General features: G+C 47.0%; 26 protein-coding genes. 1 reads left to right on the top strand and 25 read right to left on the bottom strand.

Translation table 11 applies throughout. The features are described 5' to 3' along the window. The first annotated feature begins 57 nt into the window (after positions 1-57). The gene (locus tag KNO90_RS09935; RefSeq protein ID WP_214740283.1) at positions 58-933 is read left to right on the top strand and encodes a YitT family protein; all 876 of its coding nucleotides are present in this window, start codon (positions 58-60) and stop codon (positions 931-933) included. A 39-nt stretch (positions 934-972) separates the two neighbouring features. Here the strand turns inward: KNO90_RS09935 and KNO90_RS09930 are convergent, their stop codons facing one another. The 25 genes from KNO90_RS09930 to cmk all read right to left on the bottom strand — a co-directional run bounded on the left by KNO90_RS09930 (position 973) and on the right by cmk (position 21240). Next, positions 973-1431 carry a GreA/GreB family elongation factor gene (locus tag KNO90_RS09930; RefSeq protein WP_215113504.1) on the bottom strand — a complete coding sequence of 153 codons (459 nt, stop codon included), beginning with the start codon at positions 1429-1431 and terminating at the stop codon, positions 973-975. A gap of 57 nt (positions 1432-1488) precedes the next feature. Further along, entirely contained in the window at positions 1489-2172 is a 684-nt protein-coding gene (locus KNO90_RS09925; RefSeq protein ID WP_214740278.1) for a zinc metallopeptidase, read from the bottom strand. 38 nt (positions 2173-2210) lie between these two features. Continuing rightward, entirely contained in the window at positions 2211-2828 is a 618-nt protein-coding gene (locus tag KNO90_RS09920; protein ID WP_214740276.1) for a DUF1405 domain-containing protein, read from the bottom strand. Positions 2829-2916: 88 nt separating this feature from the next. Then, entirely contained in the window at positions 2917-3711 is a 795-nt protein-coding gene (locus KNO90_RS09915; protein ID WP_214740273.1) for a menaquinol-cytochrome c reductase cytochrome b/c subunit, read from the bottom strand. A gap of 33 nt (positions 3712-3744) precedes the next feature. Next, entirely contained in the window at positions 3745-4416 is a 672-nt protein-coding gene (gene qcrB / locus KNO90_RS09910; protein ID WP_214740272.1) for a menaquinol-cytochrome c reductase cytochrome b subunit, read from the bottom strand. A gap of 15 nt (positions 4417-4431) precedes the next feature. Further along, positions 4432-4935, bottom strand: coding sequence for a QcrA and Rieske domain-containing protein (locus KNO90_RS09905; protein ID WP_214740270.1), 504 nt, complete (start codon positions 4933-4935; stop codon positions 4432-4434). A 110-nt stretch (positions 4936-5045) separates the two neighbouring features. Beyond that, positions 5046-5486 carry a DUF2487 family protein gene (locus tag KNO90_RS09900; protein ID WP_214740268.1) on the bottom strand — a complete coding sequence of 147 codons (441 nt, stop codon included), beginning with the start codon at positions 5484-5486 and terminating at the stop codon, positions 5046-5048. Positions 5487-5646: 160 nt separating this feature from the next. Further along, positions 5647-6180: a ReoY family proteolytic degradation factor gene (locus KNO90_RS09895; RefSeq protein WP_214740266.1), complete on the bottom strand. Its 534-nt coding sequence runs from the start codon at positions 6178-6180 to the stop codon at positions 5647-5649. Positions 6181-6203: 23 nt separating this feature from the next. Beyond that, complete coding sequence (locus tag KNO90_RS09890; RefSeq protein WP_215113503.1) at positions 6204-7478, bottom strand: tetratricopeptide repeat protein; 1275 nt, start codon at positions 7476-7478, stop codon at positions 6204-6206. A 29-nt stretch (positions 7479-7507) separates the two neighbouring features. Beyond that, a complete protein-coding gene (gene aroA / locus KNO90_RS09885) occupies positions 7508-8758 on the bottom strand; it encodes a 3-phosphoshikimate 1-carboxyvinyltransferase (protein WP_483299293.1) in 1251 nt (416 codons plus the stop codon). After that, complete coding sequence (locus KNO90_RS09880; RefSeq protein ID WP_215113501.1) at positions 8755-9810, bottom strand: 3-dehydroquinate synthase; 1056 nt, start codon at positions 9808-9810, stop codon at positions 8755-8757. Before KNO90_RS09880 ends, aroA begins: the two co-directional genes overlap by 4 nt. Continuing rightward, positions 9804-10967 carry a chorismate synthase gene (gene aroC, locus KNO90_RS09875; RefSeq protein ID WP_214740259.1) on the bottom strand — a complete coding sequence of 388 codons (1164 nt, stop codon included), beginning with the start codon at positions 10965-10967 and terminating at the stop codon, positions 9804-9806. The genes KNO90_RS09880 and aroC overlap by 7 nt, the downstream gene beginning before the upstream one ends. Positions 10968-10976: 9 nt before the next feature. Then, the gene (locus tag KNO90_RS09870) at positions 10977-11756 is read right to left on the bottom strand and encodes a CheR family methyltransferase (RefSeq protein WP_214776920.1); all 780 of its coding nucleotides are present in this window, start codon (positions 11754-11756) and stop codon (positions 10977-10979) included. Between the two features lie 101 nt (positions 11757-11857). After that, positions 11858-12277: a nucleoside-diphosphate kinase gene (gene ndk, locus KNO90_RS09865; RefSeq protein WP_214740255.1), complete on the bottom strand. Its 420-nt coding sequence runs from the start codon at positions 12275-12277 to the stop codon at positions 11858-11860. A gap of 92 nt (positions 12278-12369) precedes the next feature. Then, a complete protein-coding gene (locus KNO90_RS09860) occupies positions 12370-13332 on the bottom strand; it encodes a polyprenyl synthetase family protein (protein ID WP_214740253.1) in 963 nt (320 codons plus the stop codon). Between the two features lie 3 nt (positions 13333-13335). Next, positions 13336-14037 carry a demethylmenaquinone methyltransferase gene (locus tag KNO90_RS09855; RefSeq protein ID WP_214740251.1) on the bottom strand — a complete coding sequence of 234 codons (702 nt, stop codon included), beginning with the start codon at positions 14035-14037 and terminating at the stop codon, positions 13336-13338. A gap of 20 nt (positions 14038-14057) precedes the next feature. Beyond that, a complete protein-coding gene (locus KNO90_RS09850; RefSeq protein WP_214740249.1) occupies positions 14058-14630 on the bottom strand; it encodes a heptaprenyl diphosphate synthase component 1 in 573 nt (190 codons plus the stop codon). Between the two features lie 125 nt (positions 14631-14755). Next, complete coding sequence (locus KNO90_RS09845) at positions 14756-15028, bottom strand: HU family DNA-binding protein (protein ID WP_015881465.1); 273 nt, start codon at positions 15026-15028, stop codon at positions 14756-14758. 109 nt (positions 15029-15137) lie between these two features. After that, entirely contained in the window at positions 15138-15848 is a 711-nt protein-coding gene (locus KNO90_RS09840; RefSeq protein ID WP_214740247.1) for a hypothetical protein, read from the bottom strand. Between the two features lie 5 nt (positions 15849-15853). After that, entirely contained in the window at positions 15854-16054 is a 201-nt protein-coding gene (locus KNO90_RS09835) for a DUF2768 domain-containing protein (protein ID WP_214740245.1), read from the bottom strand. A 97-nt stretch (positions 16055-16151) separates the two neighbouring features. Beyond that, positions 16152-17177: an NAD(P)H-dependent glycerol-3-phosphate dehydrogenase gene (locus KNO90_RS09830; protein WP_215113500.1), complete on the bottom strand. Its 1026-nt coding sequence runs from the start codon at positions 17175-17177 to the stop codon at positions 16152-16154. 17 nt (positions 17178-17194) lie between these two features. Next, positions 17195-18505 carry a ribosome biogenesis GTPase Der gene (gene der / locus KNO90_RS09825; RefSeq protein WP_214740241.1) on the bottom strand — a complete coding sequence of 437 codons (1311 nt, stop codon included), beginning with the start codon at positions 18503-18505 and terminating at the stop codon, positions 17195-17197. Positions 18506-18642: 137 nt separating this feature from the next. Further along, a complete protein-coding gene (gene rpsA, locus KNO90_RS09820; protein ID WP_214776909.1) occupies positions 18643-19791 on the bottom strand; it encodes a 30S ribosomal protein S1 in 1149 nt (382 codons plus the stop codon). A 154-nt stretch (positions 19792-19945) separates the two neighbouring features. Next, the gene (locus KNO90_RS09815) at positions 19946-20569 is read right to left on the bottom strand and encodes a lysophospholipid acyltransferase family protein (protein WP_214740238.1); all 624 of its coding nucleotides are present in this window, start codon (positions 20567-20569) and stop codon (positions 19946-19948) included. Then, positions 20566-21240, bottom strand: coding sequence for a (d)CMP kinase (gene cmk, locus KNO90_RS09810; RefSeq protein WP_214740236.1), 675 nt, complete (start codon positions 21238-21240; stop codon positions 20566-20568). Before cmk ends, KNO90_RS09815 begins: the two co-directional genes overlap by 4 nt. Between the last annotated feature and the right edge of the window lie 14 nt (positions 21241-21254).

Genomic DNA, 21254 nt, shown 5'->3' with positions numbered 1-21254 from the left:
TCAGGGTAGTCAATCGAGTTGTTTTTCGAGTACTCTATCTAAGGGGAGGTGAACCTAATGACGGTACAGTTACCGATTCGTGTTCGAAATATTATCTTTATCTTAATAGGTTCTTTTATTTTTGCATTCGGTGTTTATCACTTCAACGTTCAAAACAACTTGGCCGAAGGTGGATTCACTGGCATCACATTGATTCTACGTGGTCTATTTGATATTTCACCTTCGATCACGAACTTGGCATTAAATATCCCGCTCTTTTTCATGAGTTACAAGTTGTTAGGTCGCACGACCTTCATCTATACGCTCATCGGGACGTTCTCATTTTCACTTTGGTATGCATTCATCGCCAAATATTCGACGCTTGTCATCGATTTGACGAATGATATGGTGCTAGCCAGTTTGTTTGCCGGACTCTTCATCGGCATCGGGCTCGGCATCATCTTCAACAATGGGGGTACGACGGGCGGCGTCGATATCATCGCACGACTCGTACAACGCTATTTCGGTTGGTCAATTGGCAAGACGTTTCTCATCTTTGACTTTTTCGTCATCATCCTCAGTTTGACGTATCTCGATCCTCGTGAGGCGATGTATACCCTACTCGCTGTCTATATCGGGGCACGAGTCATTGATTCGATGCAAGAAGGGACGTATGCCGGTAAAGCGGCGATGATTATCAGTGATCACCGCACTGCCATCGCGGACGGGATTCATGCGACGATGAACCGGGGGACGACAAGACTGCTCGCAAAAGGCGGCTACTCGAACCGAGAACTCGAGGTGTTATATGTCGTCGTCGGACGAAACGAAGTGAATCGTTTGAAGACCATCGTCAAACAAATCGATCCCCACGCCTTTGTCACCTTCCATCATGTGTACGAGGTTGGAGGGGAAGGCTTTACGTTCGACGAGAATCGAATGCCTCTGAAATAATCAAAAAATCGCCTCGTTCACGATTGAACAGGCGATTTTTTATGGTTCAATATGAAGCACTTCCAATTCAATGACCCCTGCTGGTGAGGTCACCTTTATCAGTTGACCGACTTTTGCGCCGAGGAGTGTGCGACCGATCGGCGAAGTGATCGAGATGGTCCCTTGATCGATGTCCGCCTCGGCCTCGCCTACGATTCGATAGCTCTCCAACTCTTTTTGATGCAATTCTCGAACGACGACCCGGTTCCCGAATGTGACGACATCTGAATGGTCCGATTCGACAATCTCAGCTTCATTGAAGAGGTGTTCGAGTTCTAAAATTTCCGCTTCTAACCGTTCATAATCACGTACTTCTTCTGTATACGTAACATCCTCTCTAAAATCACAAAACTTCCGCGCTACTCGAATGCGTTCACGCGCATCCGTCCGGGCTCTTTTTAACGTCGTTAATCGATGAGTCAATCGCTCATGGCCAGCCGCTGTCATTTGTGGTTTCATCAAAACATGTCCTTTCTTAAATAATGAAAAAACCCCGCCATTCGACGGGATCTCATTCTATTCCTCACGTGGCATGAACACAATAAGTGCCAAACGAATAAGCTCGGCAACCGCAACAAGCGTTGCAGCCACATACGTCCAAGCCGCAGCGTTGAGTACTTTTCGTGCCCCTGTCTCTTCTGTCGCTGTCACGATACCATGTGATGTCAATTGTGCCATCGCACGTTTCGAAGCATCAAACTCGACCGGTAACGTGATCAATTGGAACACGACCGCCCCGAGCATCATAATGACACCGAGTTGTGCCAATCCGAGTGCACCGAACAAGAAGCCACCGAGTAATAACGGGAACGACAAGTTCGACGTGATGTTGACGACGGGAACGAGACTATGACGCACGCGCATCATCTTGTAATCCGTCGCATCCTGGATGACGTGACCGATCTCGTGCGCCGCAATCGCAGCCGACGAAATGGTCGACCCTTGATATACTTCACGAGATAGACGGACGACTTTGTTGACCGGGTCATAATGGTCGCTCATGAGTCCATCGACCATTTCGATTCGAACATTATGCACCCCGTTCTGTTTCATGATGAAATCAGCGACTTGCGCACCTGTGACACCACTTTGGAGTGGTTGTTGTAAAAACTGCTTGTACGTACTTTTCACTCGCATCTGGGCCCATAAAGGGATGAGCATAATCAGTGCAAGATAGAAAATATAGCCACCTAATGACATTTTCTATTTCACCTCTGCGTGTATTTGATAATTTGATTTTACATTCTTATGAACTTATTTTCAAGCGATGAACGCAGAACGAATGCATATCCCATCAAAAAACACAATCCTGTCAGCCAAAACGAACCGTATCCGATCCATATGATGTACTCCGCAAGTGATGGATAACGCGGCCATTGTCCAAGAACGTAATCGACTACATCGTTATGAATCACCCAGATGAGTGAACATACAAACGAGGTCATCGTCCACTTCATGAACGGCGCATAAATCAGCGCTTGGATTGCCATCGCGCCATGCGAAACCATCAACATGACCGCCATCAGTATGGTAATCGTAGGCGCATCATCCGGTAACGTGCGTAGGAACAATAGATTCATAACGACAGCCCACACGCCATATTTGATCAACGTGATGAACGCGAGCGTCTCGAAGATTGAAGAACGTTTTTTAAATATCCACAGTCCGAGAACGATCGTAAAGAAAAGTGAAGCCGTAGGGCTATCTGGAACGAACGGCCAATACAGATAAGGGGTGTCACGCAATTGAGGCTCATACCAAATATAACCGTAAATCGTACCTCCCAAGTTGATGACGAACAGGAGGCTTAACGTGATTCGATGCATCAAGAACGGTTTTAAAAACATCGGGTTCATTGTCTCAATCCTTTTTCTTCAGTTTATCGTCAATAAAGCAATGAAGTAAAAAAGTGTAGCCTAGTAAACTTAGGCTACACTTGATGACTTACTCGTTATTTTCGCCGCCTTCACCGTATGAAGCGATGAATTCAGCCAATACTTGAAGATCTTCGTCAGAACCATCCCACTGTCCGGCAGGCATTGTACCAATACCGTTTACAGCGATGTCTGCGATTTCTTCAGCAGTCTTCGTCGTCCCTACAAGTGCAGGTGCAGCTGCCCCACCCTCAAGGTTTTGACCATGACAGTTGACACAAGACTGTGCTGAATAGATTTCATACCCTGGTGCTGCCGTATCAATCTCAGGACCTTCGCCTGGAATTTGAAGCTCACCTTGTGCGTGTACTTGATCCCAGTGTGTCGTTTGAACAGATTGCCACGTCAAGTAGAAGACAGACAAAATACCAAGCAACATAAAGCTGATGGCCACTGGTCGTTTCGCAGGTCGACGCTCTAGGCCTTGGTCGAGCCAAGGAGCTAACATAAGCGCCGTAAATGCCAATCCAGGAATGATGATCGTACCGAGTACAATCCAATCCCCTGCAGCGAATTGGTATTTAAGAAGTTGATACAAGAACAAGAAATACCAGTCCGGTAACGGAATATATGACGTGTTCGTTGGATCGGCGATGTTTTGAAGCGGTGCAGCTTCAACGATTGTGAGTGCGATGAACCCGATCAAGAAGACCGACCCTACCATCCACTCTTTAAGCAAGAAGTTCGGCCAAAACGCTTCAGTGCGTCCTGGATATTCTGAATAGTCTTTTGCAATGTTTTGTTTCCGATTCGAGATTCCTACTCGAGAGTCGGTTACAAATTTCATCCCTTTACCGCGATGCATATCGTTTCTCCTCCTTTTTCTTCTCGAATCGGCTTATAGCGGTCCAGAAACCCCTTGTTTACGAATCATCAAGAAGTGGGCTCCTAATAGTACGAACAACGCCGCCGGTAAGAAGAAGACGTGAATCGCGAAGAATCGTGCGAGTGTACTCGCTCCGACAATCTCACCACCAGCGAGGAGTGTCTTCGCAATACCACCGATAACCGGTACACTTTCAGCGATTTGAAGCGTAACTTTCGTTGCGAACAATGCTTTCATATCCCATGGAAGCAAGTATCCTGTAAGTCCGAGCGCCAAGACGACGAAGAACAAGAGAACACCGACAACCCAGTTAAGTTCACGTGGTTTTTTATACGATCCAGTGAAGAATACGCGGAGCGTATGTAAGAACAACATGACGATCGCGACAGAAGCTCCCCAGTGGTGCATCCCACGTACGATTTGACCGTGTGCGATTTCATTTTGTAAATAGTATACCGATGCGTGCGCATTGATGATATCCGGTACATAATACATCGTCAAGAACATCCCAGAAAGGATTTGAATGACGATTGTAAAGAATGTCAATCCTCCAAAACAATAGACGAATGCAGAGAAGTGATGGGCAGGGTTGACGTGTTCTGGTACTTCATGGTCAGCGATATCGCGCCAGAGCGGTGTGATGTCTACGCGCTCATCGACCCAATCATAAATTTTTTGTAACATCGACTAGTCCCCCTCTCACTTCTGTGAAATCGGGCTACCCAAATAAAGGAAGCCGTCTTTTTCTTCTTTTTCGTAACGTGCAAGTGGTGCCGTAGGAGGCGTACCTGGAATGTTTGTTCCGTCTTTTTCATAACGGCCAAAGTGACATGGGCAGAAATACTCGTTCGGACGAGTCGGGTCTGCTCCATATGATACTTGGCATCCTAGGTGTGTACAGATTGGAGACAAGGCAACAATCTCGCCACTATCCGTTTTGTACACCCATGCAGAGAGTGTTTCTTCAAATTCGTACCATGCATCTTGTGTTTGTTTCTTAAAGTCGACACGTTGCGGCTCAGTCGTGATGTCATCAAGACTCATTACTTTTACTTTGTCGCCCGCTCCTGATTTTTTCAAAACCGGATCGATCGCAAAGTTGACCATCGGACTGATCAATGTTGCCGCCATAAAGCCACCTACTCCAGTCAGTGTGTACGTTAAGAACTGACGGCGCGTGACTTTTGACCCATTTTGAGCCATTTCGTTCCCCCCTCATTCGTGTGCATAACCCCATAATTCTTTATGCATTCTTCACAAAAATTTCTCACTCAACAAAATAGTATATCAATAAAACCTCTACGTCAACCGCTTCATGTCGCCATCCAACGGCTCGAAAGTTCCGTGATGACTTGTGTCGCAAAATTTTGAACCATCGTATGCGCCTGATCGCTCGACATCGATCCGAGCGCAAGTGGCGGTACGAACAAAATTGGCAAATCAAACGATTTAAAACGGACGTCTGACGCAATAAATAAAACGTGAGAAAATCCAGATGAATCTGCTTTTGCCACTACATCCTGCGCCAATTCCACACCAGCTTCCACATCGGTGTAACTGATCGTCGGGCTGAGCATCGTTCGACCAGATAATTGACGTTCTGTTTCGGCCGTGACGGCTTGGATCACTTCATAACCTTCAGCTTTGCGAACCATATCCTCACCAAACGCCAATTCTGCGAGCGGAACGATGAGCGTATCGACGTATTGTCTTTCGGCAATCGAGCGGAGTGCCCCTTGACTATCGAACCTCATCTTTTCCCTCCTCTCCTTCATATCTCATCATGTCTATTGTAGCGTACATGACTTCGTTCACCTTTCAAACTTATGAACGAACTGTGAAATAATTGTGTATTCCTACGTTATTAATATACCAAAAAACAAGCGCCTACCGGAACGGAAGCGCTTGTTTTTTTTAAAATAATTTAGATGAACGAACTTGATGAAGTCGGCTCGTCAAGTTACGAAATAAATTTTCATCCCGACGATCTAGTGCTTTGTCAATTTCAATCAATAACCGCTCTTCTTCGAACTGGGCAACAGAAGCTTGAATGACCGTTTGCGCAGAAGAGGAAACCTCATCTTTCACTTCCGCTGTAGGCTCGAATGGATTTTGCTCCACGATATCGATCCAGTTTTCGTCAATCATCATTCCTTGGAAGTTTAATTCCACATAAATCGGGCCATCGTGTAGACGGATGTCATGATATGCCTTTTCAGGATTCATGGTCACAAGGTCTCCCCGACGGTATCGGAACGGTTCACCATCAAACCCGTATGCCGTCATGACGAGACTTCTCGGTGATACGGAAGCGTTTGTCACGAAGTGCACATTTCCGAGTTTTTCAGGATGTCTCAACCAATAGTCAAGAATCCACTTCGCTTCACGTTTCCGAAGTGTATGATGAGCGACGAATCGCTTTAAAAAATTCCGTTTCCGCTCGACCATCTGACCTCATTCCCTTCCCATTATCATTCTACGTCATCAGACAATTGTTCGAGCTGATCTTCGAGCACTTGGCGATCTTCTAGATCGATTACTAGTGCAAGCGATTGCTCTACGACTCGGCGTGCATCTTGTCGACGACCTTCCTCTATCAACAGTGTAGCCCATTCTGTCACAAATGACACGTCCTCTTTCATCATCGGCTCGATTGAGGCATATAGATTGACCGCATCATCATATTCTTCGAGTTCATATTTTGCTTTCGCCTTGTACCAGGTCATAAGCGGTGAGGTCGTATGATCTTCGAGTGCATCAATGGTTTCGAGAACATCATCTAGTTCTCCTGCTTCGAATAAAATCGACAACAACAGTTCAGTTGCTTGTAACGATTCTGGGTTCAAGACGAGCGCTTCACGCAATTCTTTAATGGCTCCTTCTCGATTACCGAGTTTAAGGAGCAGTCTTGCTTTGACATGACGAAGTTCATCATTGTAATCATCTCGCGTGATTCCTTGGTCAATCATTTCAAGTGCTTCATCCGTTTGACCGATCGCATCAAGCGATTCTGTGTAAGGAAGGTAGAGGGATGTAAAATCCGGGTCCATCGCTTGAAGTTCTTTGAACTGCTTGATGGCGACTTCCTCTCGACCGATTCGATGTGCCGTCATCGCATGACCGAAGACGGTATTTAAATCTCGATGTTTCGCTTTTTCATACTCCTCAAGCGCTTCTTCGAATGAACCGACCATCGTGAGGGCTTCCGCATAATCGGCCTGATAATCGATCTCGGACGGTAGATTCATTTTTGGAAGTCGCGCATAGAGAGGAATGGCTTGTTCGAAAGAACCCGTCGACGCATATAATTCAGCCAATCCATAGATGAGTAACGGTTCATCGGGATTTTTTTCGAGTGCTTCCATCAGTTTTTTGACGGCCACTTCATCTAATCCCTGCGATTGATATAAATCCGCTAATAGTACAAGACTTCTCACTTGTGTCTCCGCATCATCTGACTTGATTTTTTCAAGTACGGCAATCGCTTCTTCTTCGCGATCGCTGTCTAAATATGCTTCCGCGAGCGACAACGCAACATTCGGATCACCCTCGTAATCAACGTACAATTTCGAAAGCACCTCGGTTGCCCGGTCAGCAAGTCCAAGCTCTAAATAAAGGTCTGCGATGGCTAATCGATCATCGTCCGATCCTTCTTTTTCGAGTTCTTCTATGTGTACGAGCGCATGCTCGGTCTCTCCTGACTCAAGCATCTCGATGATATGTGTTAGTGCTGATTCATCTAGCATGTTACATCCTCCTGGCCTTCGGTTTGTCGTTATTCTATCTTACGTTGGATTCGTTGTAAATCGAGACGGAATTGAGGATAACTCACTTCGGACGCTTCCATGTCTTCAATATGGACAACATCATCAGTCATCAGCTCAGCAATCTGAAGCATCATCGACAAGCGGTGATCTCCATAAGTGGTGACATTCCCTCCATGCAATCGACTCGGTTTTACGATAAACCCGTCATCCGTTCCAACGATATCGACACCTAGTTTTCGCAGTTCAGTGACGACCGAATCGATACGGTCGGTCTCTTTCACACGTAGTTCCGCCGCATCTTTCACGACAGATGGCGTTGATGCTTGTGATGCGACGAGTGCGAACAGTGGCAATTCGTCAATTTGCGAAGGAACCATTTCTCCTTCGATGACCGTCCCGGACAGTTCACTCGTTCTCACAGTGACATCCCCGATTCGCTCTTTACCGACGGAACGTTCATTTGAAATGGTGATCAATGCTCCCATCCGCTCGAGCGTACGTAAAAATCCGATTCGAGTCTCATTTAAACAAACGTCTGTCGTCGTAACCAGACTATCGGGTATGATGGCCGCTCCTGCCCAAAAGAATGCTGCTGACGATGGGTCTGCCGGTACATCGACCGTCGTCCCAGTCAACCGCGAAGGTTCGACACGTATGACGCGTTGCCCTTCTTCTTCTGAGATCGATAGCTCTGCGCCAAAAAGCGGTAACATCCGTTCGGTATGGTCACGGGACAACATAGGTTCCCGAACAATCGTTGTTCCTGAGGCACGTAATCCGGCGAGAAGAATGGCCGACTTCACTTGAGCACTCGCAATCGGTAACGTATAGTCGATCGCCTTTAACGATGTCCCCTCGATCACAAGTGGTGCCACTTCTCCTTTCACGTGCGCACCCATCTCAAGAAGCGGGGACGTGACGCGGCGCATCGGACGCTTAGACAGCGATGCGTCGCCTACGAGTTCAAACGAACCGGTATAGCCGGATAAGATGCCGATGAGTAGGCGCATCGTCGTCCCAGAGTTTCCGCAGTCTAGAGTGGCTGAATGCGGCGTCTCAATCCCTTTGATGATCAGTTCATCATCTTGTTCCACTACTTCTGCCCCTAAACGTCGGATCACTTCAAGAGTTGAACGACAATCGGCGCCAAGAAGCGGATTTTTTACATATGTCGTACCGGACGACATCATTCCAAACAAGAGTGCCCGGTGAGTGATTGATTTATCACTTGGCACTCGGATCGAACCGTTCAGACTCAACTTGTCCACCATCCCTTCATCTGTTCAAACGTATATTGCAGATCAGCGAGCTGAATCGCCTCCACTGAAATGGAGTCGCGTATTAACACGAAACGGATGATCCCATTTCGATTCTTTTTATCCCGAATCATTTTTTCCACATAATGATCGAACGGTTTCCAATCGATTGCGGTGACCTCATTCAAACGCATCCAATCAAATAATCGCTTCGCACGTGTCTCATCATTGGATAGTAAGAAAGCAAAGACCATCCCATGTAAGACGCACTCCCCATGCGGGATACGATACGCTTCGATTGACTCGAGGGCGTGCCCGAACGTATGCCCAAAATTAAGCCATGCCCGGATCCCTTGTTCTCGTTCATCCGCTTCGACGATGGCTTGTTTCACTCGGATCCCTTTGGCGAGCCATGTGACCCAATCCAACTCATCCCGTTCGGTCAAGGCTGAAAACAATTCGTCCTCGAACGAGGATTCGAGGACGTGACGTGACAAATACGCATGTTTGATCAATTCCCCGAGACCACTCCGGACTTCTTGAACCGGTAAGGAAGCGAGTCGAGACACATTGTAGTACACACCAATCGGTTGGTAAAATGAACCGATTGCATTTTTGGCGAGCGGATGATTGACGGCTACTTTTCCACCAACGGCAGAATCATGGGCTAAAATTGTCGTCGGAACCTGTATGTAAGAGACACCGCGCATATAGACACTCGCTAAGAACCCAGCTAAATCGCCAATCATCCCGCCACCAAAAGCGACGATGAGCGATTGACGGTCGCAACCATGACGCAGCCCTTCCGATACAAGATGCTCAAGATGTGTGATGGATTTAGAAGCATCTCCCGCCTCGACGACGGACCAAATGACGTGCGGATGAACGGCACATAATTGATTTCGAAATGATGAACCGTAGAGAGCATCCACCTGTTCGTCTGTGACGACCCAAATCGTCGGATAATAAGACCAATCGAATGTTTCTATCCAACGATCTTGGTTGTCGACGATGACGTCATATGGAGTCGATGCTGCAATCGGAATGGTCACCATACACGTAGCTCCTCTCGGTATTCCTCCACACGGTGTTTGATTCGTTCCATTGTGTCCTGCCCGAACGTTTCACACACTTCTTTCGCCATCTCAAAGGCGATGACCGCTTCCACGACGAGCGACGCTGCCGGTACGGCACAAGAGTCACTGCGTTCGATTTGAGCGAGAAACGCCTCTTTTGTATCGATGTCGACCGACTGTAGCGGTTTGTAAAGTGTCGGAATCGGTTTCATGACCGCTGAACAGACGATTGGCATGCCCGTCGTCATACCACCTTCAAACCCTCCAAGATGATTACTGAGTCGTGTGTAACCATTCTCTTCATAGGCGATCGGATCCATCACTTGCGAACCTGGTCGGTAGGCCATGTCGAATCCGTCTCCAAACTCGACCCCTTTAAACGCGTTCACACTCATGACGGCCTGCGCAATCTTCGCATCTAGCTTCCGATCGTACTGCACGTAAGAACCGAGACCCGGAATGACACCGTGCACTTCCGTACAGACGATTCCACCAATCGAGTCACCGTTCGCTTTCGCTTCATCAATTTTTTGCATCATTCTCTGTTCCGCATCGGAGTCAAGGGTACGGACCGGAGACGTATCGACAAGTTGTCGTGCTTCCTCGATTGACTGTACCGTCTTCACTTCTGCTTTCTCCCCGCCAATCACTTTCACGTAACTGAATAAAGACATACCCAATTGTTGAAGGAGTTGTTTACAAAAGGCACCGACGGCTACTCGTGCAGCCGTTTCTCTTGCGCTCGAACGCTCCAACACGTCACGTAAGTCACGGTGTCCATACTTCAGTCCACCGACGAGGTCAGCGTGCCCCGGTCTCGGGCGTGAGATGCGGCGCTTCACTTCCATATCATCCGTAATAGGTTCTGCTTGCATCACATGTTTCCAATGTGTGTGGTCTTTATTTTCAATCCAAAATGTAATCGGGGCACCGGTCGTCTTTCCGTGTCGGATCCCCGAGCGAACAGCGACCTCGTCCGATTCAATTTGCATGCGTCGTCCGCGCCCGTATCCCGACTGACGTTTCTTCAACTCCAAGTTGATTTGGTTTAAATCTACTGTCAGGCCGGCAGGGGCACCTTCAATAATGACCGTCAGACCGGGACCATGTGATTCACCAGCTGTCAAATAACGCATCCATTCACCTCATCCATCTATTTTTTCATAAAAGAAACTTTGCTTCATCGCATAGCCGTAACGCTTCGGTTGGAAAATCTGTTCTGTCCCACCTACAAATAGCATTCCTCCTGGACGCAGCGCCCGTTGGAAAGATGTGTATACTTTTTCTTTTGCTTCTTCCGTGAAGTAGATCAAGACATTGCGACACACGATCAAGTCAAAGTTACGCTCATACACGTCCGCTAACAGATTGTGTTTTTTAAACGTCACCAATTGCTTGATCTCATCTGAAATGAAATAGTCATCTCCACGACGCGTGAAGTAGCGCTTTTGAAACTCTTCAGGTAAATCGATCAGCGCCCGTTCATGATACTTTCCTTGTTTCGCTTTTTCGATCACAACATCATCTAGGTCTGTCGCCATGATAGAGAATTGAGACGGGGCTAAATGTTTCGACAGCAACATGGCGAGCGAGTAGGGCTCTTCCCCTGTTGAACAAGCTGCGCTCCAAACGCGTAGTTTCCCTTGGCTCGATCGAATCAAATGTGGAAGGATATCTTCTTCAAGTTGTTGCCATCGAATCGGGTTTCGGTAAAACTCACTGACGTTGATCGTCATCCGATCCAAAAACTCTTCATACAACTCACGATTCGTATCCATCGCTTTCAAATACTCTAAAAACGATGCGTACCCTTTTTTCTCACGCAAGGCGACCATACGGCGCTTCATCTGCGCCTCTTTATATAAGTTCAAGTCAATGCCCGACTTGATATAAAACTTTTTTACAAAGATGGCATAATCATTCATCACCAATTTCAACCTCAATTCTTTCTCATTTCATCTTTCAAGTGACCGAAGACATTTCCAAAGGAACGAAAAAGGGACAGGTTTCCCCGTCCCTCGAAAAGTCATGAAACGTGTGAGGCCACTTTTGCGAACCAAAGTCCAAGTTCGCGTTCTGCGCTTTCCACACTATCAGAACCATGAATCACGTTTTGTGACATTGTCGATGCAAAATCACCGCGAATAGTTCCTGGTTGAGCATCGACTGGCTTTGTCTTCCCAATCATCAGACGAGAGACGGCCACGATGTCCTCACCTTCCCATTCCATCGCGACGACCGGACCAGAAGTCAAAAACTCGACCAATTCACCAAAGAACGGCTTTTCTTTATGCTCTGCGTAGTGTGCCTCTGCGACCTCAACTGTCGGTGTCACCATTTCGAGACGGTTCAACGTATATCCTTTGTTTTCAAAACGTGAGATGATTTCCCCAATCAATCCACGTTTTACCCCATCAGGTTTAACCATTAAAAATGTCTTTTCCATTCCCCAAATCCCCCTAAGTCAATAAATGTGTACGATGTACGTATTAAGTGTACACGGTCCGACACATTTTTGAAAGGGGTTACATCAGGCATTTACCATTTCCGCTTTCCGATATATTGTGCAATTTCAATCAACGAGCGTTTATCGGGATGATCTGGCAAACCGTCTAATCGGCGGATGGCACGTTCCACGTAGCGATCAATCGTTCGTTGGCTACGCTCAAGTGCCCCATTTCGCTGTACTTCTCGTACGAGAGACTTCGTCAATTCAGGGTCTGTCGAGACATTGACTTGGCGAAGACGTTCATAAAAGCGGGGGTCCTCTGCGGAGTATAAGAGAGGCAACGTCTTATGACCGTGCTTCAAATCTTCACCGACCGGCTTTCCAAGTTGAAAACTTTTTGCTGTGAAGTCGAGTAAATCATCTGTCATTTGAAAGGCCATGCCGATATCATACCCGAATAAGCTTAATTGCTTTACAACAGACGGAGATGCGCCTGAAATGACGGCACCTGCTGCACAACTCGTCTCTATCAACAGGGCGGTTTTCCGGGCAATTCGGTCCAAATAACGCTTTGGTGACTGTCCCCACTCATATTGATCTTGGATTTGATTAATTTCACCGACACAGATCCGCTCCATCGTATCCGACATGATGCGCATCACTTCTGGTGACTCAATCTCAGACACGAGACGAATCGCCTCACCGAACAACGTATTTCCCGTATACATCGCCACCGTTTCATCATATCGCTCCATCACGGTCGGTTTGCCGCGACGGAGAATCGCATCATCAATCACATCGTCATGGACGAGTGATGCCATATGAATCAGTTCAAGACTTGAGGCAACTTTCGTCAAACGGATATCTTTCGTCTCACCGAATCCTGCACTCAATAGGACAAAGGCTGGTCGGATACGTTTTCCACCAGCATCGAGTAGTTGACGCGATGCTGACTCGATGACAGGGTGGTCCGTCCTGACTCGAGTAGATAAAAATTGATCAATTTGATCAATCTCTCGGTTCATATGACGATAAAGTCGCTTCAAAGACATGATTCACCACTTCTTTCCTAGATGCATGGCACATGCACCAGCGGAGAATGTCTTCACTTCGACTTGTTCAAACCCGGCATCTTCAAACATACGCTTCAAAGTCAAACGGTCTGGAAATTGATCAGTCGATTCTTGAAGCCATTTGTACTGATCATATGAGCCTGCGAACACTTTTCCGAATAACGGCATAACCGTCCCGAAATAGAACCGATACAACTCTTTGAAGACAGGTGCCGTCGGTTGACTCGTTTCAAGACACACGACCGTGCCCCCTGGTTTCAAGACGCGATGCATCTCGCGCAATACCGTCATGTAGTCCGGGACGTTTCGAAGTCCAAACCCAATCGTGACATAATCAAATGAATTGTCACCAAACGGCAAAGCCATCGCGTTTCCGTGTAGTAATTCAACGTTCGGTAGCGATTTAACTTTTTCTTCTCCCACTTTTAACATATTCTCTGAAAAGTCGAGCCCCTTCACGACACCCGTGTTCCCTGCAGCTTCCGCCAATTGAATCGTCCAGTCGGCGGTCCCACAACAAACGTCTAAACATTTGGCCCCCGGAAAGACGTTCATTTTTTTCATCGTCGTCCGACGCCACCATTTGTGAAGTCGGAAGCTGATAATCGAGTTCATCGTATCGTAGCTCGGAGAAATAGATTGAAATACTTCATATACTTTTTGCTCTTTTTCTATCGGTTGCAACGCGTAACATCCTTTCCGTTCTAAGCGACCGCATGCGCAAGCAATGTCGTGAGTTGCTCTTTTTGATCTTGTCTAAGCGCCGTCGCTTTCTGTTCAATCAGTCGTTTCCCGCTCGTTGTCAAATATGGCCGTTCAAGCAATTCGGCAAGCGTTTGAATCAATCCGATGTTCGCTTCGAGCCAGACGTTCATCGGAACGTTCGTCTCGAGTAGTAACGTACATTTTGCCGCATTGACCCGTTGTACAGACTGTCCAAATCGATTACTATATGACGATGGAAATCCAGTCAAAATTTTATAAAACTGAGCCGAGGCAAAATCGCCAGCGAGCACTTTTAATTGTCGCGCTAAAGAACCTTTCGGACTACTGTTCACTTGATCGTGTAATTCGAGCGCTTGATGTGCGAAATACGTTGCCATCACGAGTTGTCGATGCTCAATCGATTCCAAATCAATCATCTCAACCATCCAACGAAGCAACAAAAAATCGACCGCTGGTACAATTTCGTGTTTCGTCAAATAAGGATGATTCATACGTTGTTCGATTTGACGAGCAAGGTCTGTGACAACGAATTCATTTGTCAACTGTTCCATGCTATCCCCCCTCGTCCACTTCATTGTCATTCTGACATAGTATAGCACATTTTTGTCACATTCACGTCATTCGAACTCGTAAACCCAACAAAAAAGCCGCCTCTCGGCGACTTATGTATTGCAGATTACTTGACCGCATCTTTGAGCGCTTTACCTGCTTTGAATGCAGGAACTTTGCTCGCTGGGATTTCGATATCTTCTTTTGTACGTGGGTTACGACCTTTACGGGCAGCACGCTCACGAACTTCAAAAGTACCAAAACCGATCAATTGAATTTTCTCACCGTTTTGGAGTGCTTCAGTGATTGATTCAAACGTAGCTTCTACGATTTTCGTTGCTTCTTTTTTAGAAACATCGGCTTTCTCAGTAACAGCTTGGATCAATTCAGTTTTGTTCATCACGATTCACCTCCTCTCACAGGGAGTTTACGGGATTAATCATATCGTACAAACGTTGATATGACAACATTTTTTGCATGATTTCACGACTTTCACTATTAAAACGAGTTCAGTTGTTTAAAAAAACGACTTCTCCTTGTTCATCTATCGTATACCCTTGCGAGTAAGCCGGGGCAAATGGGGCATCTTCATACAGTAAATAACGAATGTCTTCACCGATTTCCGGTGTCTCGTCCGTCTTTTGAAGCGCTTCCTTCACGTCCTCCCGATAGTCCACAAATAGTTGTCCTGTGCCGTCTACATAAATCGGAAGTTCTCTGTCAGAGTAAGGGCTAGGTATGACCGGCTCTTCCGAGACGAAAATTTTATCATAGTCGAGCGTGAACTGGTTTTTCCCAATCGAACCGTCGAATGGGAACTTTCCTTCTTTCGCTCGAAACGCATTGATATTCGTTTGTAGTTGTTGCAATCGTTCAGATACACGCAAATCGATTAATTTCACGGTCGGATCTGTCTCCACGTCAACGAGAATATATTGGAATAACCCGCCACCTTCGAAACTATTCCCAGGTGGATCAGCCAAATAGCCTGGGACAAGCCGTGCAAATTCAATCGGGTAGCGTTCCATCAAAGGCGTTTCCGCTGGCTTCGTTTTAATCGGCAAGACGCCAGATTGTTCACGATAGGCATTGACCGCACTTTGTACCGTATTCAATTGATCCTCATATGGGATGTTGTTCGCACGCTCTGAATCAGGGAACATACATCCGGCTAAAAGCGTCGTTATGGTCAAACTAATGGCAACAATCATTTTTTTCATCACGTTTATCCTCCTGTCGGCCCTGAGACGACGACAAAAATCATAACAACAGTCCCGAACAAGAATATGATGAATGCAATCAGTCTGACGAGTGTTGCAAACCACCCGCTCAATTTCGTATGACTAAGTGCGACCATTAATGCAGCGAGGGCAAAAGCTCCAATCCCCGCGAATGAAATCCACATTTTGATGAGTGACGGTGTCACGTCTATCCCCCTACTTTCTCTATGTTCTCCAGACTTCAAGTGTAGCAAAAAAAAGCGAGGAACTGAACGAAAACGTCAGTTCCTCTCTCGACCTATCTTATTCTTCGAAATGAAACACTTGTTCCATCTCATGCTTTTGTGGGCGTCTCATTAATTTCTTCACTTCATCATGAGGACTCTTGCCCTCAAATAGCACGTTATAGAGCGCTTCCGTGATTGGCATCTCCACACCCGCCTCTTTCGCGAGTGAGTGCGCCGCTTCACAGGCACGTACTCCTTCGACGACCATTCCCATGTTCCCGAGAACGTCTTCTAGCTTTTCGCCTCGCCCAATGGCATTTCCGGCTCGCCAGTTTCGACTATGTTGTGACGTTGCCGTAACAATGAGGTCTCCGATTCCTGTCAACCCTGAGAACGATGCTGGATTCGCGCCGAGCTTCACGCCAAGTCGAGCAATCTCGACAATCCCACGTGTCATGAGGGCAGCTTTCGCATTATCCCCATAACCGAGACCATCCGTCATCCCTGCCGCTAAGGCGATGATGTTTTTTAGTGCTCCACCGTACTCGGCCCCAACAACGTCAGAGTTCAAGTACACGCGGAACTGGTCGTTTGTGAGCAGCTCCTGCACTTCATCCGCCACATCGAGATCCTCACATGCGATTGTAATGGTCGTCGGTTTTCGAACCGCGACTTCCTCCGCATGAGTTGGTCCTGTCAACACACCGATCGCTCGACGTTTCGCAGGTTCAATCTCTTCGGCGATGATTTCCGAAAGGCGCTTATGCGTTTTCGGTTCGATTCCCTTTGCGGCATGAACAATCGTGACGGGTTTCGTCAACAACGTATTCAATTCTTTTGAGACCGGACGGATTGCCGAACTCGGGACGACGAGAAACACGATGCTTCGACCGTCTAACGCCTCTTTCAAGTTCGTTGTCGCTCGAATCGATTCAGGTAACGGCGCATCCTTCAAATAAAACGAGTTCGTATGCAACGAGTTGATTTCATCCACATGTTCTTGCTCACGTCCGTAGAGCAGGACATCATGACCATTGTCCGCTAACACGAGCGAGATGGCCGTTCCCCAGCTTCCCGCTCCGATGACTGCTACGTTTGCCATAAGTGGCACCCCCGTTATTAGTTTTTCTGACGAGCCACGATGTGAATCGGTGTCCCGGTGAAGTCAAATGCTTTACGGATTTGATTTTCCAAATAACGTTTATAAGAGAAGTGCAACAACTCAGGGTCGTTGACGAATAAGACGAATGTCGGCGGCTCGATGGCAACTTGAGTCGCGTAGTTGATCTTCAATCGTTGTCCTTTATCCGTCGGTGTCGGGTTCATTGCGACCGCATCGACGATGACATCGTTCAACACGCTTGTCGAGATACGACGACGATGTGTTTCTGCCACTTGCTTGATGACAGGCAACAATGTCTGTAAGCGTTTCGACGTGAGCGCTGACAAGAAGACAATCGGTGCATAGTCGAGGAATAAGAATTCTTGACGAATCTTCTCTTCCATCTTTTTCATCGTTTTATCATCTTTTTCGACGGCATCCCATTTGTTGACCACGATTACAATCGCCTTCCCGGCTTCATGTGCAAGACCGGCGACACGTTTGTCTTGCTCGATGATCCCTTCTTCTCCGTCGAGGACGACGAGGACGACGTTTGATCGCTCAATCGCCTTTTGGGCACGCATGACACTATAACGTTCTGTTGATTCGTATACTTTCCCACGTTTACGCATACCGGCCGTATCGATGATGACGTACTCTTGTCCGTCACGTGTGAACGGTGTATCAATCGCATCGCGAGTCGTACCGGCGATATTGGAAACGATGACACGGTCTTCACCAAGGATTGAGTTCGTCAAACTTGACTTCCCGACGTTCGGGCGCCCAATCAACGAGAACTGAATGACATCTTCGTTGTACTCGTACTCGTCTTTTTCTGGAGCGAGTTCGAATACTTGGTCGAGCAGGTCACCGAGTCCTAACCCGTGTGTACCTGAAATCGGGAACGGGTCACCAAATCCGAGAGAATAAAACTCGTACATGAGATCTCGCATTTCAAAGTTATCGACTTTGTTGACGGCAAGAACGATTGGTTTGTTCGAACGGAACAATAAGTTCGCTACTTCTTCATCCGCTGCCGTGATACCTTCGCGTCCATTCACCATGAAGATGATGACATCCGCTTCATCAATGGCGAGTTCAGCCTGATGACGCATTTGAACGAGCAACGGCTCGTCTCCGACTTCGATCCCACCTGTATCGATTAAATGGAACTTACGGTTGAGCCACTCTCCTGTGCCGTAAATACGGTCACGTGTGACACCCGGTTTATCATCGACAATCGACACACGATCTCCGATGATGCGGTTAAAAATTGTGGATTTTCCGATATTCGGACGGCCAACAATGGCCACTGCTGGAATTCCCATAACAACACCTCACTAACTTTCTATCAAAATTTCATCATTTCATCATTTCGAAACGCAACTCACCTATCATATCACAGGCAAAATTAAGTGACCATACAAAAAGAAGCGGGAGCATGACTCCCGCTTGAACAATCATCTTATTTTGAGTCATCCGAAGAGTCATCGCCTGTCAGTTCAGAGACAGAGAATCCTCCTTGGTCGCTATATTCATCGAGTAACTCCTGGTCATCATCTTGACGAGTCGGTTCAGATGATTCGAGAGCACGCATCGACAATGAGATTTTCTTATCGTCGAGATGAACGTCTAGCACTTTCACTTGCACTTCTTGACCTTCAGTCAAGACTTCAGAAGGTGTCGCGATATGACGGTTCGCGATTTGCGAGATATGAAGAAGGCCTTCCACTTGTGGTGCAACCTCAACGAACGCACCAAACGTCACGAGACGTTTGACCGTACCTTCGATGACATCCCCCGGTTGAATCTTGCCTTCAATGGTTTCCCAAGGACCAGGTTGCGTCTCTTTAATCGAGAGTTTTACTTTTTCATTATCTAAGTCAAGACCAAGTACTTTCACTTTGACACGGTCGCCTTCAGTGACAACATCACTCGGCTTCTCGACACGACTATGAGCCATCTCTGAAATGTGAACGAGACCGTCCACTCCGCCGATATCGACGAATGCACCGAAATCTGTCAAACGTTGAACCGTACCTTCGATAACTTGACCGACTTCGAGCGATTCGAGCGTTTCTGATTTCTTGGCGCTCATCTCAGCTTCGACAACTGCTTTATGTGACAAGATGACACGATTTTTTTCACGGTCGATCTCGACGACTTTTACGGTAATTGGATTATTCAAATATGACGAGAAGTCCTCGACGAAGTGACTTTCGACAAGGGACGCAGGGATGAATCCGCGAATTCCGATATCGACGACAAGACCACCTTTGACCTTGTCTTTCACCATCACTTCAAACACTTCACCCGATTCGAATTTTTCAACGATGCGATCCCATGCTGCTTCGGCATCAACGTCTTTTTTCGAAACGACCACTTCTTCGTCCGTGACCTTTTTCACTTTGACACGAATCTCGTCGTTCACTTGGAGTGATTCGTTTAAATCGTCTAGATGCATGCTTGATACTTCGCTAATTGGCAAAATCGCTTCGGTTTTATAACCGATATCGATCAGCGCTTGCTTATCCTCGATTTTGACGACTGTTCCGGTCACAATTTGACCACGATTAATTTCAAAATCAGGCATATCTTTCATTTCTTCGACCATTCCAACACTACCCCCTCACGATGAGTACAAAAAGGAGCGCCAAAGGCGCTTACACCTAGTATAAATCTCTTATAATTCCGAGATTTTGTCAAGGCGTTATGAAGATTGTACCTCTATTGAAAGAAGTTTAAACCTCAATTTCACAATCCGTTTTTCACTTCGTGAATGAATGGTTTAAGTAAAGGTCGGCAATCGTATTCATAATTAAGTCGGCTGCTTCTTGCGCGCTCGCCTTACGTTCTTTCAGTTCTGACAAGTCGATCGGCTTGCCGATGACGACACGTAGTTTTGCGCGAAACTTATATTTCCCGATGATGGCAATCGGTAGGATATGCGCATTCGAACGCATTGCGAAGAATCCAACTCCAGCCTGCGCCTTCCCGAGCGTGCCATCTTTTGAACGCGTTCCTTCAGGAAAAATGGAGATGACCTCGTCTTCTTTCAGCTTTTGAAGAACGACACGAAGTGCCTGCCGGTCTCCTTCTCCCCGTGAGACGGGAATTTGTCCCGCGCGCTTTAATATATGTTTTAATACCGGAACGTTAAACAGTTCTTGTTTAGCAAAAAATCGAAGCGGACGTTGTTTCGGGATCGCGCAAGCCAATAAAACTGGGTCCCAGTTTGACTGATGATTCGAACAAACAAGAATAGACCCATCCATCGGAACGTTTTCTCGTCCGATGAACTCGACTTGAAACGATGCCCGCTGAATGCCATTTACGACGGCTCTCGCCATCCGGTACATGCCAAACGGTCCGTTATTTAATGTTTCGCTCATGCTTTCACCTCTTTAATGAATTGTTCAATCGCCCGAACAACCCCATCAATCGATAGTGTCGTCGTATCCAGGAAGTGCGCATCCTCAGCTTGGCGAAGGGGTGCGACCTCCCGCTCGGAATCACGCTTGTCACGGAGAGCGATTTCTTCTTTCAATCGGTCATAATCACTCGGTATCCCTTTTGAAACATTTTCCTCATGGCGACGACGAGCACGTTCTTCAACAGAAGCAGTCATAAATACCTTCAAGTCCGCATTCGGCAAGACATGCGTACCGATATCGCGTCCGTCCATGACGACCCCGCCCTCTTTCGCCAAATCACGTTGTAGGTCCATCAAGGCATCCCGCACTTCCGGTTGTCGAGCGACAAAACTGACGTTGTTCGTCACTTCACTTGAACGAATGACATCTGTCACTTCTTCATCACCATCAAATACGCGTTGTCCTGCTTCAGATGGCACGAGTCGCAGTGACATCTTTGCAATCATGTCCGCTAGAGCCGGTCCATCTTCGAGCGCAATCCCTTCACGCAAGGCGCGATAGGTCACCGCACGATAAATCGCACCCGTATCGATATAGACATATCCTAATTGTTTCGCAAGCGACTTGGCAATCGTACTTTTCCCGGCACCAGCCGGTCCATCTAATGCAATTTGTAATGATTTTTTCATACAAAACGGGTATC

Source organism: Exiguobacterium sp. s63, from assembly GCF_018617335.1.
Classification (GTDB): domain Bacteria; phylum Bacillota; class Bacilli; order Exiguobacteriales; family Exiguobacteriaceae; genus Exiguobacterium.
The sequence above is the reverse complement of the archived record's forward strand: the minus strand, read 5'-3'. Positions and strand labels throughout refer to the sequence as shown.

What these genes read in the sequence shown, in the direction of transcription:
- KNO90_RS09915 (WP_214740273.1), bottom strand. Translation starts at nt 3,711, where the DNA reads ATGCATCGCGGTAAAGGGATGAAATTTGTAACCGACTCTCGAGTAGGA.
- aroC (WP_214740259.1), bottom strand. Translation starts at nt 10,967, where the DNA reads ATGCGTTATTTGACAGCTGGTGAATCACATGGTCCCGGTCTGACGGTC.
- KNO90_RS09895 (WP_214740266.1), bottom strand. Translation starts at nt 6,180, where the DNA reads ATGGTCGAGCGGAAACGGAATTTTTTAAAGCGATTCGTCGCTCATCAT.
- KNO90_RS09925 (WP_214740278.1), bottom strand. Translation starts at nt 2,172, where the DNA reads ATGTCATTAGGTGGCTATATTTTCTATCTTGCACTGATTATGCTCATC.
- KNO90_RS09880 (WP_215113501.1), bottom strand. Translation starts at nt 9,810, where the DNA reads ATGGTGACCATTCCGATTGCAGCATCGACTCCATATGACGTCATCGTC.
- cmk (WP_214740236.1), bottom strand. Translation starts at nt 21,240, where the DNA reads ATGAAAAAATCATTACAAATTGCATTAGATGGACCGGCTGGTGCCGGG.
- KNO90_RS09905 (WP_214740270.1), bottom strand. Translation starts at nt 4,935, where the DNA reads ATGGCTCAAAATGGGTCAAAAGTCACGCGCCGTCAGTTCTTAACGTAC.
- KNO90_RS09930 (WP_215113504.1), bottom strand. Translation starts at nt 1,431, where the DNA reads ATGAAACCACAAATGACAGCGGCTGGCCATGAGCGATTGACTCATCGA.
- KNO90_RS09900 (WP_214740268.1), bottom strand. Translation starts at nt 5,486, where the DNA reads ATGAGGTTCGATAGTCAAGGGGCACTCCGCTCGATTGCCGAAAGACAA.
- KNO90_RS09890 (WP_215113503.1), bottom strand. Translation starts at nt 7,478, where the DNA reads ATGCTAGATGAATCAGCACTAACACATATCATCGAGATGCTTGAGTCA.
- qcrB (WP_214740272.1), bottom strand. Translation starts at nt 4,416, where the DNA reads ATGTTACAAAAAATTTATGATTGGGTCGATGAGCGCGTAGACATCACA.
- KNO90_RS09830 (WP_215113500.1), bottom strand. Translation starts at nt 17,177, where the DNA reads ATGGCAAACGTAGCAGTCATCGGAGCGGGAAGCTGGGGAACGGCCATC.
- KNO90_RS09870 (WP_214776920.1), bottom strand. Translation starts at nt 11,756, where the DNA reads ATGAATGATTATGCCATCTTTGTAAAAAAGTTTTATATCAAGTCGGGC.
- KNO90_RS09850 (WP_214740249.1), bottom strand. Translation starts at nt 14,630, where the DNA reads ATGGAACAGTTGACAAATGAATTCGTTGTCACAGACCTTGCTCGTCAA.
- KNO90_RS09860 (WP_214740253.1), bottom strand. Translation starts at nt 13,332, where the DNA reads ATGTCTTTGAAGCGACTTTATCGTCATATGAACCGAGAGATTGATCAA.
- ndk (WP_214740255.1), bottom strand. Translation starts at nt 12,277, where the DNA reads ATGGAAAAGACATTTTTAATGGTTAAACCTGATGGGGTAAAACGTGGA.
- KNO90_RS09845 (WP_015881465.1), bottom strand. Translation starts at nt 15,028, where the DNA reads ATGAACAAAACTGAATTGATCCAAGCTGTTACTGAGAAAGCCGATGTT.
- KNO90_RS09840 (WP_214740247.1), bottom strand. Translation starts at nt 15,848, where the DNA reads ATGAAAAAAATGATTGTTGCCATTAGTTTGACCATAACGACGCTTTTA.
- KNO90_RS09920 (WP_214740276.1), bottom strand. Translation starts at nt 2,828, where the DNA reads ATGAACCCGATGTTTTTAAAACCGTTCTTGATGCATCGAATCACGTTA.
- der (WP_214740241.1), bottom strand. Translation starts at nt 18,505, where the DNA reads ATGGGAATTCCAGCAGTGGCCATTGTTGGCCGTCCGAATATCGGAAAA.
- KNO90_RS09815 (WP_214740238.1), bottom strand. Translation starts at nt 20,569, where the DNA reads ATGAGCGAAACATTAAATAACGGACCGTTTGGCATGTACCGGATGGCG.
- KNO90_RS09935 (WP_214740283.1), top strand. Translation starts at nt 58, where the DNA reads ATGACGGTACAGTTACCGATTCGTGTTCGAAATATTATCTTTATCTTA.
- rpsA (WP_214776909.1), bottom strand. Translation starts at nt 19,791, where the DNA reads ATGGTCGAAGAAATGAAAGATATGCCTGATTTTGAAATTAATCGTGGT.